Annotated in this window: 11 protein-coding genes; 5 read left to right on the top strand and 6 right to left on the bottom strand. The window is 70.8% G+C overall.

Going from position 1 to position 15,733, the window contains the following annotated elements; translation table 11 throughout:
- Positions 1–170 precede the first annotated feature (170 nt).
- Positions 171–1,862, top strand: coding sequence for an ATP-binding protein (locus EOT10_RS18250; RefSeq protein WP_127829299.1), 1,692 nt, complete (start codon positions 171–173; stop codon positions 1,860–1,862).
- A complete protein-coding gene (locus tag EOT10_RS18245; RefSeq protein WP_127829298.1) occupies positions 1,859–2,548 on the top strand; it encodes a response regulator transcription factor in 690 nt (229 codons plus the stop codon). Before EOT10_RS18250 ends, EOT10_RS18245 begins: the two co-directional genes overlap by 4 nt.
- Before the next feature lie 21 nt (positions 2,549–2,569).
- Here the strand turns inward: EOT10_RS18245 and EOT10_RS18240 are convergent, their stop codons facing one another.
- The 3 genes from EOT10_RS18240 to ald form a co-directional block, all read right to left on the bottom strand.
- Positions 2,570–4,033 (bottom strand): amino acid permease, encoded by a 1,464-nt coding sequence (locus tag EOT10_RS18240; RefSeq protein ID WP_223281045.1) that lies wholly within the window; start codon positions 4,031–4,033, stop codon positions 2,570–2,572.
- A gap of 321 nt (positions 4,034–4,354) precedes the next feature.
- Entirely contained in the window at positions 4,355–5,725 is a 1,371-nt protein-coding gene (locus EOT10_RS18235; protein ID WP_127829297.1) for an aspartate aminotransferase family protein, read from the bottom strand.
- Between the two features lie 97 nt (positions 5,726–5,822).
- A complete protein-coding gene (ald, locus tag EOT10_RS18230) occupies positions 5,823–6,938 on the bottom strand; it encodes an alanine dehydrogenase (protein ID WP_127829296.1) in 1,116 nt (371 codons plus the stop codon).
- Positions 6,939–7,259: 321 nt separating this feature from the next.
- Here ald and pdxR point away from each other — a divergent pair, with 321 nt between their 5' ends.
- Entirely contained in the window at positions 7,260–8,720 is a 1,461-nt protein-coding gene (pdxR, locus tag EOT10_RS18225; RefSeq protein ID WP_127829295.1) for a MocR-like pyridoxine biosynthesis transcription factor PdxR, read from the top strand.
- Between the two features lie 20 nt (positions 8,721–8,740).
- Here the strand turns inward: pdxR and EOT10_RS18220 are convergent, their stop codons facing one another.
- From EOT10_RS18220 to EOT10_RS18210, 3 genes are read right to left on the bottom strand one after another with little or no spacing between them, the layout of a single operon-like run.
- Positions 8,741–10,480, bottom strand: a complete 1,740-nt coding sequence (locus tag EOT10_RS18220) for a cobaltochelatase CobT-related protein (RefSeq protein WP_127829294.1) — start codon at positions 10,478–10,480, stop codon at positions 8,741–8,743.
- A 1-nt stretch (position 10,481) separates the two neighbouring features.
- The gene (locus EOT10_RS18215) at positions 10,482–11,561 is read right to left on the bottom strand and encodes an AAA family ATPase (RefSeq protein ID WP_127829293.1); all 1,080 of its coding nucleotides are present in this window, start codon (positions 11,559–11,561) and stop codon (positions 10,482–10,484) included.
- 34 nt (positions 11,562–11,595) lie between these two features.
- A complete protein-coding gene (locus tag EOT10_RS18210; RefSeq protein WP_127829292.1) occupies positions 11,596–12,411 on the bottom strand; it encodes an IclR family transcriptional regulator in 816 nt (271 codons plus the stop codon).
- A gap of 169 nt (positions 12,412–12,580) precedes the next feature.
- Between EOT10_RS18210 and xsc the strand changes: the two genes are divergently transcribed.
- Together xsc and EOT10_RS18200 are read left to right on the top strand one after the other, a co-directional pair.
- A complete protein-coding gene (xsc, locus tag EOT10_RS18205) occupies positions 12,581–14,389 on the top strand; it encodes a sulfoacetaldehyde acetyltransferase (RefSeq protein ID WP_127829291.1) in 1,809 nt (602 codons plus the stop codon).
- Positions 14,390–14,693: 304 nt separating this feature from the next.
- Positions 14,694–15,707, top strand: a complete 1,014-nt coding sequence (locus EOT10_RS18200) for a phosphate acyltransferase (RefSeq protein ID WP_223281044.1) — start codon at positions 14,694–14,696, stop codon at positions 15,705–15,707.
- The last annotated feature ends 26 nt before the right edge of the window (positions 15,708–15,733 follow it).

Genomic DNA, 15,733 nt, shown 5'->3' with positions numbered 1-15,733 from the left:
CGTCGCTGTTTCAGACGTATCTCGCGTTAGCCGTGTTATCCCGGGTTTTGAACGTTCTGCTCAGCGGACGAGGGGTGGGCAGCGCGTCCCCGGTGGGGCACAATCACGCCACCACGGGTCACGGCGAAGGGGCTGGGCCCGGCTGCACGACAAGGGCGAAGGCACCTGTGATGCCCCTCCGTATACGGATCGGCCGCGGCGGGAAGGGGAGGCTCTCCGCGCGGATCCTGGCCAACCAGCTGGTCATCCTGTCTCTGACCGGAGCCATCGGCTTCGTACTGTTCGCGTTCGCCCAGCGGGACGAGATCGACCGCACCTACGAGCAGCGGGCGCTGGCCATCGCGCAGACCGCGGCCGCCGAGCCGCAGATCCGGCAGGCCATGGCGCACGGCGGTGGCCGCGGCATCGTGCAGACCGTCGCCGAGCGGATCCGGAAGGCGTCGGGGGCGTCGTACGTGGTCGTGATCGACCTGCACGGCATCCGCCACTCGCACCCGAGCCCGGAGCTGATCGGCGACCCGGTGGGCGATCCGATCGTGGTCCTTGACGGCCAGCCTCATGTCGGCTCCGACCAGGGCGCGACCGGGCGGTCCGCCAACGGCAAGGCCCCGCTGTACGGGCCCACCGGCACGCTGGTCGGCGAAGTGTCGGCCGGCATCCCGGAACACGACGTGCTCGGCGAGCTGTGGCGGGAGCTGCCCACCTTCGCCCTGTACGCCGCGATCACCACCGCGCTCGGTTCGGCGGCCGCGTTCCTGCTGGCCAGGCGCCTGAAGCGGACGACGTTCGGGCTTGAGCTGGAGGAGATCGCCGGTCTGCTGCAGGACCGCGAGGCGATGCTGCACGGCATCCGGGAGGGCGTGGTCGCCTTCGACCCCGAGGGCCGGGTCACCGTCGTCAACGACGAGGCCCGCCACCTGCTCGGTCTGGGTACGGCACTGGGCAGGCGACTGGACGAGATCCTGCCCGACGGGCGGCTGCTCAGGGCGCTGGACGGCACACTCACCGGGTCGGACATCGCGGTCCTCACCGACGACCACTGCCTGGCCGTCAACCGGATGCCGGTGACGTTGCGCGGCCGCGCCCTCGGCGCGGTCGTCACCGTCCGCGACCGCACCGAACTGGTCGGACTGCTCCGGGAGTTGGATTCCGTGCGCGGGCTGACCGACGCGCTGCGGGCCCAGCAGCACGAGTTCACCAACCGGATGCACATCCTGGCCGGACTCCTCGAGGTCGGCGAGTACGAATCCGCGTACGAGTACGCGGTCGAGCTGGCCGGCGAGGATCAGGCGCTGGCCGAGTCCGTGCGCGAGCGGATCGGCAACGCGCTGATGGTGGGGCTCCTCGTGGCGAAGACGACGGTCGCCGCGGAGCGCGGTGTGCGGCTCGTGCTCGGTGACGACTCCACACTCGGCGAGCAGCCGCCGCATCTGCACCGGCTGCTGACCATCGTCGGCAATCTGCTGGAGAACGCGGTCGACGCGGCGGTCGGCGGACCGGCCCCGGCGGGCGGCCGCGAGGTGCGGCTCTCCGTCGTCGAGGCCGCCACGGAGGTGAGGGTGAGTGTGGCCGACACCGGTCCGGGCATCCCGCGCGGCGCTCACGAGTCGATCTTCGAGGACGGCTGGTCGACCCGGCCGGACCGCGGCACCGCCCGCCGTGGCCTGGGTCTCGCCCTTGTCCACCGCCTGGTGCAGCGGCACAGTGGAACCATCACGGTCAGTGAAGGGCCCGGCGCGGTCTTCACCGTGACCCTGCCGGTGCCGGACACCGCCCCCGCTCCGCGAGGCGCCCTGTTCACGGCCGGATTTCCGGTGCCGACCGGCGCCACGGCAGCGGCCGACGGAGGTGAGAGCTGGTGATCGGGATCCTGGTCGTGGACGACGACTTCCGGGTCAGCGGGCTCCACTGCTCCTTCGTGGCCGGAGTCGAGGGCTTCGAGGTCGTCGGCCAGGCGGCGAACGTGGCCGAGGCGCTCGACGCCGTACGCCGGCTCAAGCCGGACCTGCTGCTGCTCGACATCTTCCTGCCCGACGGGAGCGGCCTCGACGTGCTGCGCCGGCTGACCAGGGACGAGGGAGGCACCCGGCCCGACGCCATCATGATCACGGCGGACCGGGACATCACCTCGGTACGGACCGCGATGAAACTCGGAGCGGTGGGATACCTCGTCAAGCCCTTCGGCGCCGCCGCCCTCGCCGAGCGGCTCACCGCCTACCGCGCACTCCAGCACAGGGTGGACGCCCTGGGCCCGAAGGCGGAGACCGACCAGGCCGACGTGGACGCCCTGTTCAGCGTCACCCGGCCCACCCCGCTCCCGACGATCCCGGCCAAGGGCCACTCCGCGCCGACCCTCGCCCTTGTCCACGAGGCGGTCCGTACCGCCCGACGCGACCTGTCGGCGGCCGAGGCCGCCGAACTCACCGGCGTCTCCCGCGCCACGGCCCAGCGCTATCTCTCCTACCTCGTACGGGAGGGCGTGGTCCGCCTCGAACTCCGCTACGGCGCGACGGGCCGCCCCGAACACCGCTATCGGACCGTGTCCTGACGTACGTACCGCCGGCTGCCGTCACGAGCGGCGTGGCTCGGGCTCCCGCTCCCGGACCGGAGCGAGGCCCACCGCGGGGGTGGTGGCACGCACCCGGCACCGGCCGCGATACGCGCGGATCCCGTACGCCCCCAGGACCACCGCGAGTGTCAGGATGCTGGCGGCGAAGTCGGAGCGCGTGGACGGCAGGACCACCATCGCGAGGATCACCGCGGTCATCGCGGCGATCGTGAACCAGCTCAGATACGGGAAGCACCACATCTTCAGCGTGAGTGCCCCCGGATCCTCCCGCTCGAGGCGCCGCCGCAACCGCACCTGGGAGAGAGCGACCAGCAGATAGACGAAGAGCGCGACCGCGCCGTAGGAGTGGACGATGAAGGAGAACACGGCGTCCGGCGAGACATACGCGATGATCACCGACACATAGCCGAGCACGGTCGCGAGCAGGATCGCGCGCCTCGGCACGCCCCGCCCGCTGAGCTTGGTCAGGCCGCGCGGCGCGTCGTTGTTCCGGGTCAGCGCGAACACGATCCGGGAGGCGCTGTAGAGACCGGCGTTGAGCGAGGACAGCACCGCGACCAGGATCAGCACCCGCATGAGGGTGCCGGCGCCGGAGATCCCCATGCGCTGCAGCGTCGCGACGTACGGCCCCTGCGCCACCGACGGATCGTTCCACGGCACGATCGCGATGACGAGGAAGATCGAGCCGACGTAGAACAGCAGCACGCGCAGGACGACGGAGCGGGTGGCCCTGGCCACGTTGCGCCGGGGGTTCTTGGACTCGGCCGCGGCCAGGGCGGCGATCTCGGCACCGGTGAAGAAACCGACCGCGGGAATGACGGCGGTGAGTACCGCGCCGATGCCGTGCGGGGCGAATCCGTGATGCTGCGTCAGATTGCTGACATCGGCGTGGGCGCCGGGCCACAGGCCGAGGACGAAGACGAGGCCCACGACGAGGAAGACCGTGATGGCCGCGACCTTGATCGAGGAGAACCAGTACTCGAACTCGCCGAACGAGCGCACCGAGAACATGTTCACGCCGGTGAGCAGAACCATCAGGCAGAGGCTGACCACCCACAGCGGTATCCCGGGGAGCCAGGCGTGGATCTGGCTGGCGCCCGCCACCGCTTCGAGGGCGACCACGTTGACCCAGAAGTACCAGTAGAGCCAGCCGATCGTGAAGCCGCCCCAGTTGCCCAGGGCGAGCCGGGCGTACGCGTAGAAGGAGCCGACCTCGGGGCGGGCCACCGCCATTTCGCCCAGCATCCGCATGACGAGGACGACGAGCCCGCCGGCCAGCAGGAACGAGATGATCGCGGCCGGGCCGGTCTCGTCGATCACCACTCCACTGCCGACGAAGAGCCCGGCTCCGATCACCCCGCCCAGGGCGATCAGTGTCATGTGCCGCTGTTTGAGTTCGCTCCGGAGTCCGGCCCCTCCGGTTGTTTCGCGCGCGTTCTCGCCGGACTCGTTCTTCTCTGCCACAGGGACCCCCTGTTTCGGGAAATGCGTGGAACTGCCGTCGGGAAACCGGCAGTGCCCGAAATGGTGGCCGAAAGGTGAATGGGTGAGGAAGAACCAGGGCGGGACATTGGCCGGGTACCAGGGTTCAGGGCCCACATCTCCCGTCCGTTCCATGGGAATTGACACCCTGTATCAATCGATGAGGGAGGGTGGAGGAATTGCGCTTTTGGGCGGTGACAAATGCATAGGCGGCCTCGCGCGGGGTCGCCGATGTGGGGGAGGGGGTGATGCGCTTCCCCTCCCCACACCGGCGTTCGGCCGCCGTCCCCGTACCGGCTCCCGTCAGCCGGTGACGCTCGCCTCGACATCGCCGATCATCACATCGACCGCCGACACCAGTTCGTCGAGCACCGCCCGGTCGGCGACCAGCGGCGGCGAGATCATCAGCATCGTCGCGCCGCGGTCGTCGGGGCGCAGGATGACCCCGGTCTTCCTGAACGCCTGCGGGAGCACCTCGCGCAGCACCTTCTGGGCCTGCTCCGCGCCGAGTTCGCGTCCGCTCTCCCGGTCGGCGGTCAGTTCGACCGCGTAGAAGAAGCCCATGCCGCGGACGTCCTTGACGACGCGGTGGCGCCGCTTGATCTCCTCAAGGCCGGCGTGGAGTTCGGGCCCGAGCGTGTTGACGTTGTCCAGGACCTTCTCGTCCCGCATCGCGGTGATGTTGGCGACCGCGACGGCCGTGGACACCGGGTGGCCGCCCCATGTGGCGCCGTGGGTGAACGTCCCGCCGCCGGGGGAGTCGTACAGCTCCCTGACCAGGGGCTCGCGGGCGATCATGCCGCCGAGCGGGGCGTAGCCGGACGTGGCGCCCTTGGCGAAGGTGATCATGTCCGGCACCACACCGAAGTAGCCGCTGCCGAACCAGTGGCCGAGCCGCCCGAAGGAACAGATGACCTCGTCGGCGACGAGCAGGATCCCGTACCGGTCGCAGATGCGGCGCAGTTCGCGCCAGTAGCCGTCCGGCGGGACCAGCGCGCCGCGCCCGTTCTGCACCGGCTCGGCGAAGACGGCGGCGACGGTCTCGGGTCCCTCCTCGATGATCGCCGCCTCGATCGCCCGCACACACTCCAGCTCGTCGGCAGGGCCGCAGTCGCCGGTGTGGCCAAGGGTGTTGGGCACATGCCTGATGCCGGGGAGCAGCGGCAGGAACGGCTCGCGGATCTTCGGAAGCCCGGTGACGGACAGCGCGCCCAGGGTGACGCCGTGGTAGGCCATGTCACGGCTGATGATCTTCGTACGCTCCGGCCGGCCCTGGCTGCGGTGGTACTGCCGGGCGAACTTGATCGCCGTCTCGACGGCCTCCGAGCCGGAGTTCACGAACCAGGTGACCTCCAGGTCACCCGGGGTCAGTTCCGCGATCAGGCTCGCCGCCTCGACGGCCGGCGGGTGCGCCGCGCCCCAGTTGGTGGAGTAGGGCAGCGTCTCCATCTGCTTGGCGGCGGCCGCCACGATGTCTGCGCGGCCGTGTCCCATGTTCACGCAGAACAGTCCGGCGAGGCCGTCGAGGAAGCGCCGGCCCTGCTCGTCGTACAGGTGACAGCCCTCGCTGCGGACGAAGACCGGCAACTCGGCGCTCTGCCAGACGTCCTGGCGGGTGAAGTGCTGACCCAGATGGCGCTGCGCCCTGGCGCGGAACGCGGATTCGGTGGTCACGACGGGTCTCCCCTCCGGCCCGGCGGCCGCCGGGCGGGTGTGTGCGGTGATGGGCTGTTTCGCGTGGGTGTGGCGGGGTGAGTGCCCCGACGGGCGCCTAGAGCAGCGCCTGTGCGGCGTCGGCGTACTTCAGGCCGTGTGCCTCGGCCACCGGGCGGTAGGTGACCTGGCCGCCCACGATGTTGACGCCGCGACAGATGGCGGGGTTCGATGCCGCGGCGGCCGCGATCCCGTTCTCCGCGATGTTCATGATGTACGGCAGCGTGACGTTGGTCAGCGCGTAGGTGGAGGTGTTCGGCACCGCGCCCGGCATGTTCGCGACGCAGTAGAAGACCGAGTCGTGCACGCGGTAGACGGGGTCGGCGTGCGTGGTCGGCCGGGAGTCCTCGAAGCAGCCGCCCTGGTCGATGGCGATGTCGACGAGCACCGACCCCGGCTTCATACGCGAGACCAGTTCGTCGGAGATCAGCCGGGGCGCCCTCGCGCCCGGGACGAGCACCGCGCCGATGACGAGATCGGCGTCCAGAACCGCCGACTCCACCTCGTACGCGTTGGAGGCGACGGTGGTGATCCGGCCCCCGTACATCCGGTCGGCGGCCCGCAGCTTGTCGATGTTCTTGTCGAGCAGGACCACGTCGGCCCACATCCCGGTCGCCACGGCCACCGCGTTCATCCCCGACACCCCGGCACCGATCACGACGACCTTGGCGGGCCGGGTACCGGAGACACCTCCCATGAGCACACCGCGCCCTCCCGCCGCCCGCGTGAGGTGGTGGGCGCCGGCCTGAGGTGCAAGCCGGCCGGCCACCTCGGACATCGGGAAGAGCAGCGGGAGCGAGCCGTCGGGAGCCTGCACGGTCTCGTACGCCACCCCGGTGATCCCGGAGTCCAGCATCGCGTCGGTGCACTCCCTGGAGGCCGCCAGATGCAGATAGGTGAACAGCGTCTGGTCGGCGCGCATGCGGTGGTACTCCTCCGCGACGGGCTCCTTCACCTTCAGTACCAGCGCCGACTCCGCCCAGACCTCGTCGGCCGTCGGCAGGATCGTGGCGCCCGCCCGGACGTAGTCGGCGTCCGTGATGGACGAGCCGACGCCGGCGTCCTTCTCGACCTGGACCGTGTGTCCGGCCCGGACCAGTTCATTGACGCCGGCGGGAGTGATGGCCACCCGGTACTCGTGGTTCTTGACCTCGCGCGGAATCCCGATCTTCACGACGATCTCCCCTCGATGGTGCGGGACATGGGTGCCCCGGCGGGGCACACCGTGGTGAGTGCGCACCCAGACTGCCGACCGGCTGGTCCGGGGAATAGCTCCAGTTCCGCACGGTCCGACGGGTCCAGCGAGGAATCGCGTTCCCGGCCGGCTCACCTTGTCCGGCCTATGGAGCAACGGCTCCCGGGCCGCTACGCTCCCGGACAGCTGGTACCCCGTGGCGGCGCGGAAGCGGCCCGCCGGACGGGGACAGCGGAGTACCGCGCCCGGGGCCCGGCCCGGTGGGCCGCGCGCCGCCCACGTCATGCGCAGGAGGCGCCCATGCCACGCACATTGATCGAGATAGACAGGGCGTCGGAGGAGCCGCTCTACCGTCAGATTCGCAAAGCGCTCGAACACGGCATCGCGGTCGGCACGATCGACGCCGAGCGCAGACTCCCCTCGTCACGGGAGCTGGCCCGGGAACTGTCCCTGTCCCGGAACACCGTCAACGCCGCCTACCAGGAACTGATCGCCGAGGGGTTCGTCGAGAGCCGCGAACGGCAGGGCATCTTCGTCAACCGCGAGATGCGCCCCCACTGCGCGGTGGAGGAACGCCCGCCGACCGAGCGCTTCGACTGGGGGCCGCGGCTGCGCGGCCACCCCGAGGACCGGCTCCCGCACATCGAGAAGCTGCCGGACTGGGCCGACTACCCCTATCCGTTCCTCGCCGGGCAGGTCGACCTGCGGGCCTTTCCCGCCCGTGACTGGTCCCGAGCGCTCAACGAGGCGCTCTTCCAGCCGCATGCCCAGTACAGCCTCCAGGACAGCATCGCCGCCGACGACCCCCTGCTCGTCGACATGCTCTGCCGGCAACTGCTGCCCGCGCGAGGGGTGGAGGCCACACCGGACGAGGTCCTGGTCACCGTGGGTTCCCAGCAGGGCCTCGACCTGCTGAGCCGGGCACTCCTCGGCACCGGCTCCACCGTGGCCGTGGAGGACCCCGGCTATCTCGACGCCCGGCACATCTTCGTACGGGCCGGGGCCCGGCTGCTGCCGCTGCCGGTCACCTCGGCCGGAGTGGTCCCGCCCGCCGGTCTGGCCGGTGTGGACCTGCTGCATGTGACACCGTCCCACCACCATCCGACCAACGTCACCCTGAGCATCGGGCGACGCCGTGAACTCCTGTCGCTGGTACGGGAGAGCGGAACGGTCATCGTCGAGGACGACTACGACAGCGAGTTCCGCTACCAGGGCAGTCCGACGCCCGCGCTGAAGGGACTGGACACCACCGGCCAGGTCGTCTACCTCGGGACGTTCTCGAAGTTCCTGGCCCCGGGCCTGCGCCTGGGGTACGTCGTGGGATCCCGTGAACTCATCAGGACACTGCGCGACTTGCGTCGCTACTCGGTGCGGCATCCGTCCGGACACATCCAGCGCGCCCTCGCCCTGCTGATCGGGTCCGGTGAGTACCACCGTGCCGTACGGCGCTACCGGGGACAGCTGATGCGTAAGTGGGAGGCGGTCACCGAGGCGGTCAACACCCATCTGCCCTGGCGCACCACCCCGTCGCCCGGCGGGGTGAGCCTGTGGATGACCGGGCCCGCGGAACTCGACTGCCGCAGGCTCGTGGATCTCGCGCAGCGGCGTGGAGTGCTCATCGAGCGCGGTGACATCTACTTCCTGTCGGGGCAGCCACCGCTGAACCACTTCCGGATCGGCTTCGCGGCCCCACAGGTCCGGGTGATCGACCCGGGCATCAGGATCCTCGGCGAACTGGTGGAGGAGATGCTGGCGGGCTAGGACGTGCCCGGGCGGCCCGGTCAGCCGATCAGGCCGAGAACGTCCCGGAACACACTGTTGTCAAGCCCCTGCGAGAGGTCCAGGACGCGTGAACGGCGGTAGTAGGGGCTCAGGTCGAGACCCAGGCCCACCCCGAAGATCTCGACCTCCCCGGACTGTTCGCACCGCGCCACCACGTCCTTGAGGTGCTGGTCGAGAAAGTGGCGGTCGTTGGCGTGCTGTGTGGCGGTGTCCATGGGGCCGCCGTCGGACAGCACGAACAGCAGCCGCCGGCTTCCGGGCCCGCGCTCCGCCGCCGGACCCCGCGCGCGGTCGGCGGCCCAGGCCACGGCCTCGCCGTCCACGCCCTCGCGGAAGAGGTCCGGCTTCAGCAGCGCGGCGATGTCCCGCCGCGCGGCACGCCACGGCGTCGCGGCGTCCTTGAACACCAGGTGGCACTGTTCGTTGAGCCGCCCCGGCCGGGCCGGCCGTCCGGCGCGCAGCCAGTCCCGCCGGGCCCGGCCGCCGTTCCACGCGCCGGTGGTGAAGCCCAGGACCTCGCAACGGGCCCCGGCACGGTCAAGGGCCCGGGCGAACACCTCGACGAGCAGGGCGAGCGACTCGCCGTGCTCCTTCATCGAGCCCGAGCAGTCGATCAGGAACGTCACCGTCGCGTCGGTCGCCGGCTCGGTGCGCTCGGCCCTGAACACCCGCTGATCGGTGGGGGAACTGATCAGCCGGGCCAGCATCCGGCCGTCGACGTACCCCTCTTCCTGCGCGCCGTCCCAGCCCCGGGCCGCGGGAGAGGCGAGCCGCGCCGTCAACTCCCTGGTGATCCGGCCGATGTTGATGCCCTGTGAGGCGATACGGCGGTCGAGCCGCTCCCGGTACTCGGTCAGTGCGGCGGGGCGCACCAGCGTGCCGGCCCGCCGCTCCCGGTCGTAGGCGGTGGTGAAGACGCGGTAGCCGTCGTCGGGGTCGCCGTCGTCGTGATCGCCGGATTCCCGGCTGTGCGGCGGGACTTCGACGCCTCCGGGCCCCGCGGCGTCGAACTCCGTCAGCAGGGTGAATCCGCTCCGTGCGGGAGCGGGCCGCTCGTCGTCATCGCGCTCCGCGCGTCCCTCCCGGGCGGCCGCCTCGGCGCCAGCGGTCATCTCGGCGACGGCCCGGGCAACGGCCAGCGCGTGTACGGCGAAGCGCGCCTGGTCGCCGCGTTCTGCGCGCAACCCGGCCAGTTCGTGGCCGATCACCGGAGCGAGCGCGCCACGGGTGACCTCGATGATCCCCTCGGTCTCCTCGACGACCGGGCGGCCGGTGATCCGGGCCCGGCACACCTGCGCGACCGTGTGGAGGAGGAGACCGCTCGCGGTCTCGGTCAGGCCCGAGTGGTGGAAGGCGAGCGACCACATCTCGTGGCGGTGCCGGAGGTTGCGCCGCATCCCGGGCAGATGTGCGGGCGCCAGCGACTCGACCCGGAACTGCTCCAGCATCTCGAAGACGAGGCGGGCGGTCCGGCCGACCGGGCACAGCCGCCGGTGCAGCTCCTGGTCGGAGTACGCAAGGCGCAGCGCCAGGCCGTCCGCCGCACCGCGGAACGAACCGAAGTCGTCCTGCGCGGACGGATACAGATGCGGCGCGAACACAGGGAGCGCGCGCCGCCCGCGGTACGGCCGGTCGCCGCGGAAGTGCAGATCAGGGACACCGCCGAGGGCGCGGACCGCTGCCGCGCACAGCTCCTGGACGCGTTGGCGGTGGCGGACCACGGCCCGTGTGGTGCCCACGTCAGTGGCTCCGGACCGGCTCGCCGGCGAGCGGCCCGTGGCCGGAGACCCGCCCGGGCTCCTCGGGCTCGTGGCCGAAGCAGCGCTGGAAGTACTCGGCCACGACGTGCCGTTCCTCCTCGTCGCAGCGGTTGAGGAAGGACAGCCGGAACGCGGCGGCGCAGTCACCGAAGATCTCGGTGTTCTCCGCCCAGGTGATGACCGTACGAGGTGACATCAGCGTCGAGAGGTCGCCCGCGCGGAATCCCGCTCGCGTCAGTGCGGCGACCGCCACCATCGCGGTCACCAGGTCGCGCCCCGCCTCGTCGGCGAACGCCGGCACCCGGGCCCGCACGATGGCGGCTTCCTCGTCGGCGGGCAGGTAATTGAGGGTGGCGACGATGTTCCAGCGGTCGATCTGCGCGTGGTTGAGGCGCTGGGCCCCGTGGTAGAGCCCGTTGAGGTTGCCCAGGCCCACGGTGTTCGCCGTGGCGAAGAGCCGGAACTGCGGATGCGGGCGCAGCACCGTGTTCTGGTCCAGCAGGGTGAAGCTGCCCTCGCGTTCCAGCAGGCGCTGGATGATGAACATGACGTCCGGGCGCCCGGCGTCGTACTCGTCCAGGATCAGGGCGACCGGCCGGCGCAGCGCCCACGGGATGATGCCCTCCTGGAAGGCGGTCACCTGGCGGCCTTCGCGCAGGACCACCGCGTCCTTGCCGACGAGGTCGAGCCGGCTGAGATGGCCGTCCAGATTGACCCGTACACAGGGCCAGTTGAGCCGGGCCGCCACCTGCTCGATGTGGGTGGACTTGCCGGTGCCGTGCAGGCCCTGGACCAGCACCCGCCGGTTGTGCGTGAACCCGGCGAGGAGCGCCAGGGTGACATCGGGGTTGAACCGGTAGGCGGGGTCGGTCTCGGGCACGTGCTCGGACGACTCGCTGAACGCGGGGACCGTGAGGGGAGAGTCGATGCCGAACGCGTCCTTCACGGCCAGCCTGATGTCCGGCCCGGGCTCCGGCGGGGGCTCCGGCGGGGGAGCGCAGCCCGGACCGGCCGCCGCCACGCCGTCGGTGCGGCGGGCGGTGGCGGTACTGGTCGTCATGGGAATTCCCTTCATCAGGGGAAGTCGGGGGAACTCAGGGGGAGTCGGTGTCGCCGTCGGGCGTTCCCTCCGCCTCGATGCGGCTGATGGCCGCGGCGGCGCGCTGGAGCGCGGGCAGGACCTGCAGGGCCTTGTCCGCGGTCAGCCGTACGGCGGGTGCCTGCACGGCGACGCACAGGTTGGACCGGGCGCCGGCCCTCGGCACGAGGACCGCCACGCAGACGAGGCCGGGCAGGAACTCCTCGTCGTCCAGGGAGAATCCGTCGCGTCGCACGCGCCGGAACTCCTCCTCCAGAGCGTCGAGATCCGTCACGGTCTTCGGGGTGCACTGCTTGAGCGGAGCGTGGGCGAGGAGCTTGCGCCGCTGCGCCGGGAGCATCTGGGAAAGGATCATCTTGCCGCTCGCGGAGCAGTGGACGGGCACCCGGGAACCGGGCCGCAGATAGAAACGCAGCGGCTCGGGGGTCTCCACCCGGTCGAGATAGACGACCTCGTTGCCCGAGAGCGTGGTGATGTTGCAGCTCTCGCCCAGCTCGTCCACCAGATTGCGCAGCACCGCATGGCGTGCGCCGTGGTGGGTCGCGTTGAGCAGCAGGTTCTCGGCGAGGCGCCGCAGCCGCGATCCGGTGCCGTAGTGCCTGCCGTCGCTCTGGCGGACGAGCAGACCCGCGCTCTCCAGCTGCTGCAGCATGCGGTGCAGCGTCGGCTTGGGCATGCCGGTCTCCTCCACCAGTCCCTGGAGCGAGACCAACTGGTCCTTGGAAGCGATCAGTTCGAGCAGCGCGAAGAGCCGCAGGGTCGGCGTATCACCGTTCAGCGCGGTGGGGTCGGGTTCGCGTGACAGGTCCACGGTAGCTCCAGATCGATCCAAATTCCGGAAACTAGCTTAGCAGGTATCGGTTTTCGGAACGCGGCGTTGACGGGGTGGGTGCAGGCTCCTATGGTCCACTCAGATCCTGATTTCAGGAACGCCACGTACCGATTCTTCGTAAGTTCCGGTGTACTGAAGGAGTGGAACCATGAGCGAGAACCCCGCGGACACCAGCCGTACTGTCGCGGCCGGCCCGCAGCGGATGACCCCGTCGGAGGCGTTCGTCGAGACGCTGGTGGCCAATGACGTCACCGATATCTTCGGCATCATGGGCTCGGCGTTCATGGACGCCATGGACATCTTCGCGCCGGCCGGCATCCGCCTGGTGCCGGTCGTCCACGAGCAGGGCGCCGCCCACATGGCCGACGGGTACGCCCGGGTCAGCGGCCGCCACGGCGTCGTCATCGGCCAGAACGGCCCCGGCATCAGCAACTGCGTCACCGCCATCGCCGCCGCGTACTGGGCGCACAGCCCCGTCGTCATCGTGACCCCGGAGACCGGCACCATGGGCATGGGCCTGGGCGGCTTCCAGGAGGCCAACCAGCTGCCGATGTTCCAGGAGTTCACCAAGTACCAGGCCCATGTGAACAACCCGAACCGCATGGCCGAGTTCACCGGCCGCGCCTTCGACCGGGCCATGTCCGAGATCGGCCCGACCCAGCTGAACATCCCGCGCGACTACTTCTACGGCGACATCACCACCGAGATCCCGCGCCCCAACCGGCTCGACCGCGGCGCCGGCGGCGAGAAGAGCCTGAACGAGGCGGCCGAGCTGCTGGCCACCGCCGAGTTCCCGGTCATCATCTCCGGCGGCGGCGTCGTCATGGCCGACGGCGTCGACGCCTGCAAGGCACTCGCCGAGCGGCTCGGCGCCCCCGTCGTCAACAGCTACCTGCACAACGACTCGTTCCCGGCGAGCCACCCGCAGTGGTGCGGACCGCTGGGCTACCAGGGCTCCAAGGCCGCGATGAAGCTGATAGCCAAGGCCGATGTCGTCGTCGCCCTCGGCTCGCGCCTCGGCCCGTTCGGCACCCTGCCCCAGCACGGCATGGACTACTGGCCGAAGAACGCGAAGATCATCCAGATCGACGCCGACCACAAGATGCTCGGCCTCGTCAAGAAGATCACCGTCGGCATCTGCGGCGACGCCCGCGACGCCGCGGCCGCACTCACCGAACGCCTCGCCGGCCGGACCCTGGCCTGCGACGCCACCCGCGAGCGCCGCGCCGCCGTCATGAAGGCCGAACAGGATGCCTGGGAAGAGGAACTGAGCGCCTGGACCCACGAGAAGGACCCGTTCAGCCTCGACATGATCGCCGAGCAGGAGGAAGAGGAGGGCGACTGGCTGCACCCGCGTGAGGTGCTGCGCGAGCTGGAGCGCGCCATGCCCCCGCGCGTCATGGTGTCCACCGACATCGGCAACATCAACTCCGTCGCCAACAGCTATCTCCGCTTCGAGGAGCCCCGCTCCTTCTTCGCACCGATGAGCTTCGGCAACTGCGGCTACGCCCTGCCGACCATCATCGGAGCCAAGGCCGCCGCGATGGACCGTCCGGCGATCGCCTACGCGGGAGACGGCGCCTGGGGCATGAGCATGGGCGAGATCATGACCGCTGTACGGCACGACATCCCCGTCACCGCCGTCGTCTTCCACAACCGCCAGTGGGGCGCGGAGAAGAAGAACCAGGTCGACTTCTACAACCGGCGCTTCGTCGCGGGGGAGTTGGAGAACGAGAGCTTCGCCGCCATCGCCGAGGCCATGGGCGCCGACGGCATCGTCGTCGAGAAGCTCTCCGACGTCGGTCCGGCCCTCCAGAAGGCCGTCGACGCCCAGATGGACGAGGGCAGGACGACGGTCATCGAGATCATGTGCACCCGCGAGCTCGGCGACCCGTTCCGCCGCGACGCGCTGTCCAAGCCGGTGCGGTACCTGGAGAAGTACCAGGACTACGTCTGACGAACCCGGGTCGGCGGGTCCTCGCGCTCCAGCCGCCGACCGTGACCGCGGGGATCCCGGCCCCGGCTGCCCTGCCCGGGGCCGGGACCCCCGCTCCCGGTGCGCCGTGCGCGACCCTCACGCGCACGGCGCACCTCACCGATTCCGGCGCGGGTGCTGTCGGGGCCGACCCATGTGCCGCGCCCGAGCCCAGTGCCCCGATCCGCCCCGCCCCGCCTCGCCTCGCCCACGTCAAGGGAACACCCCCATGCTCATTGACCCGCTCGACCCGGCGCGCCCCCCTGCGGGACCGGCCGGAGCCGCAGTGCAGCACCTTCTTGACACCTGGGCACAGCGGCTGCGGCCCGCGACCCGCCGCCCCCGCGTCGCCCTGGCCGAGGGAACCGACCCACGGGCGCTCTGGGCCGCGGTCCGCCTCGCCGAGCAACACGCCATCACCCCCGTCCTGGTGGGCGACCCGGCACGCATCCACGCACGCGCGGCCGAACTCGGTCTGAAGCTGCCCGACGACCCCGACCGGCTCGACCTGCTCGACCCGGCGGCGCTCGCCGCCGACGACCACTGCGCCGACACCCTCGCGAAGGCGCTCGCCGCCCGGCGCGGTCTCCCGCTCGCCGGGCGCCGCGACCTGGCCGCCGATCCCCTCTATCTCACCGCGACGGCGCTGCGCCTGGGAAAGGTCGACGCGTGCGTCGCCGGGAGCAACCGTCCCACCGCCGACGTCCTGCGGGCCGGCCTGCACGTCGTCGGCCTCGCGCCGGGAATCCGTACCCTCTCCAGCAGCTTCCTCATGGTGATGCCCGGCGGCGACCTTCTCGGCTACGGCGACTGCGCCGTCGTGGTCGACCCGACCAGCAGAGAACTCGCCGACATCTCCCTCGCCACCGCCGCCACGTACCGGGCCCTCACCGGCGAGACACCTCGGGTGGCACTGCTGTCCTTCAGTACCAAGGGCAGCGCGGCCCATGTGCAGGTGGACCGGGTGCGGGAGGCGCTGAGCCTCGTCCGCGCCACCGCGCCGGACCTCGTCGTCGACGGCGAGATGCAGTACGACGCGGCGGCCGTCCCGGCGATCGGCCGATCCAAGGTGCCTTCGTCGAAGCTCGCCGGACGGGCCAACACCTTCGTCTTCCCCGGCCTCGCGGCGGGCAACATCGGCTACAAGATCGCCCAATGGGCCGGTGGGGCCGCCGCCGTCGGCCCGCTGCTCCAGGGACTGGCCGCGCCCCTGCACGACCTCTCGCGGGGCTGCACCGGACCGGACATCGCGGCCCTCGCCCTGGCAAGCGCCCTGCAGGCGGAGGCCGTCCTCGGCTGAGCGACACACCCCTCCCGCGCTTTCCG

Origin of the sequence: Streptomyces antnestii, from assembly GCF_004005495.1 — a bacterium.
GTDB classification, from domain to species: Bacteria; Actinomycetota; Actinomycetes; order Streptomycetales; family Streptomycetaceae; genus Streptomyces; species Streptomyces antnestii.
Note: the sequence above shows the minus strand (reverse complement) of the source record. Positions and strands in the feature narration are given on the sequence as shown.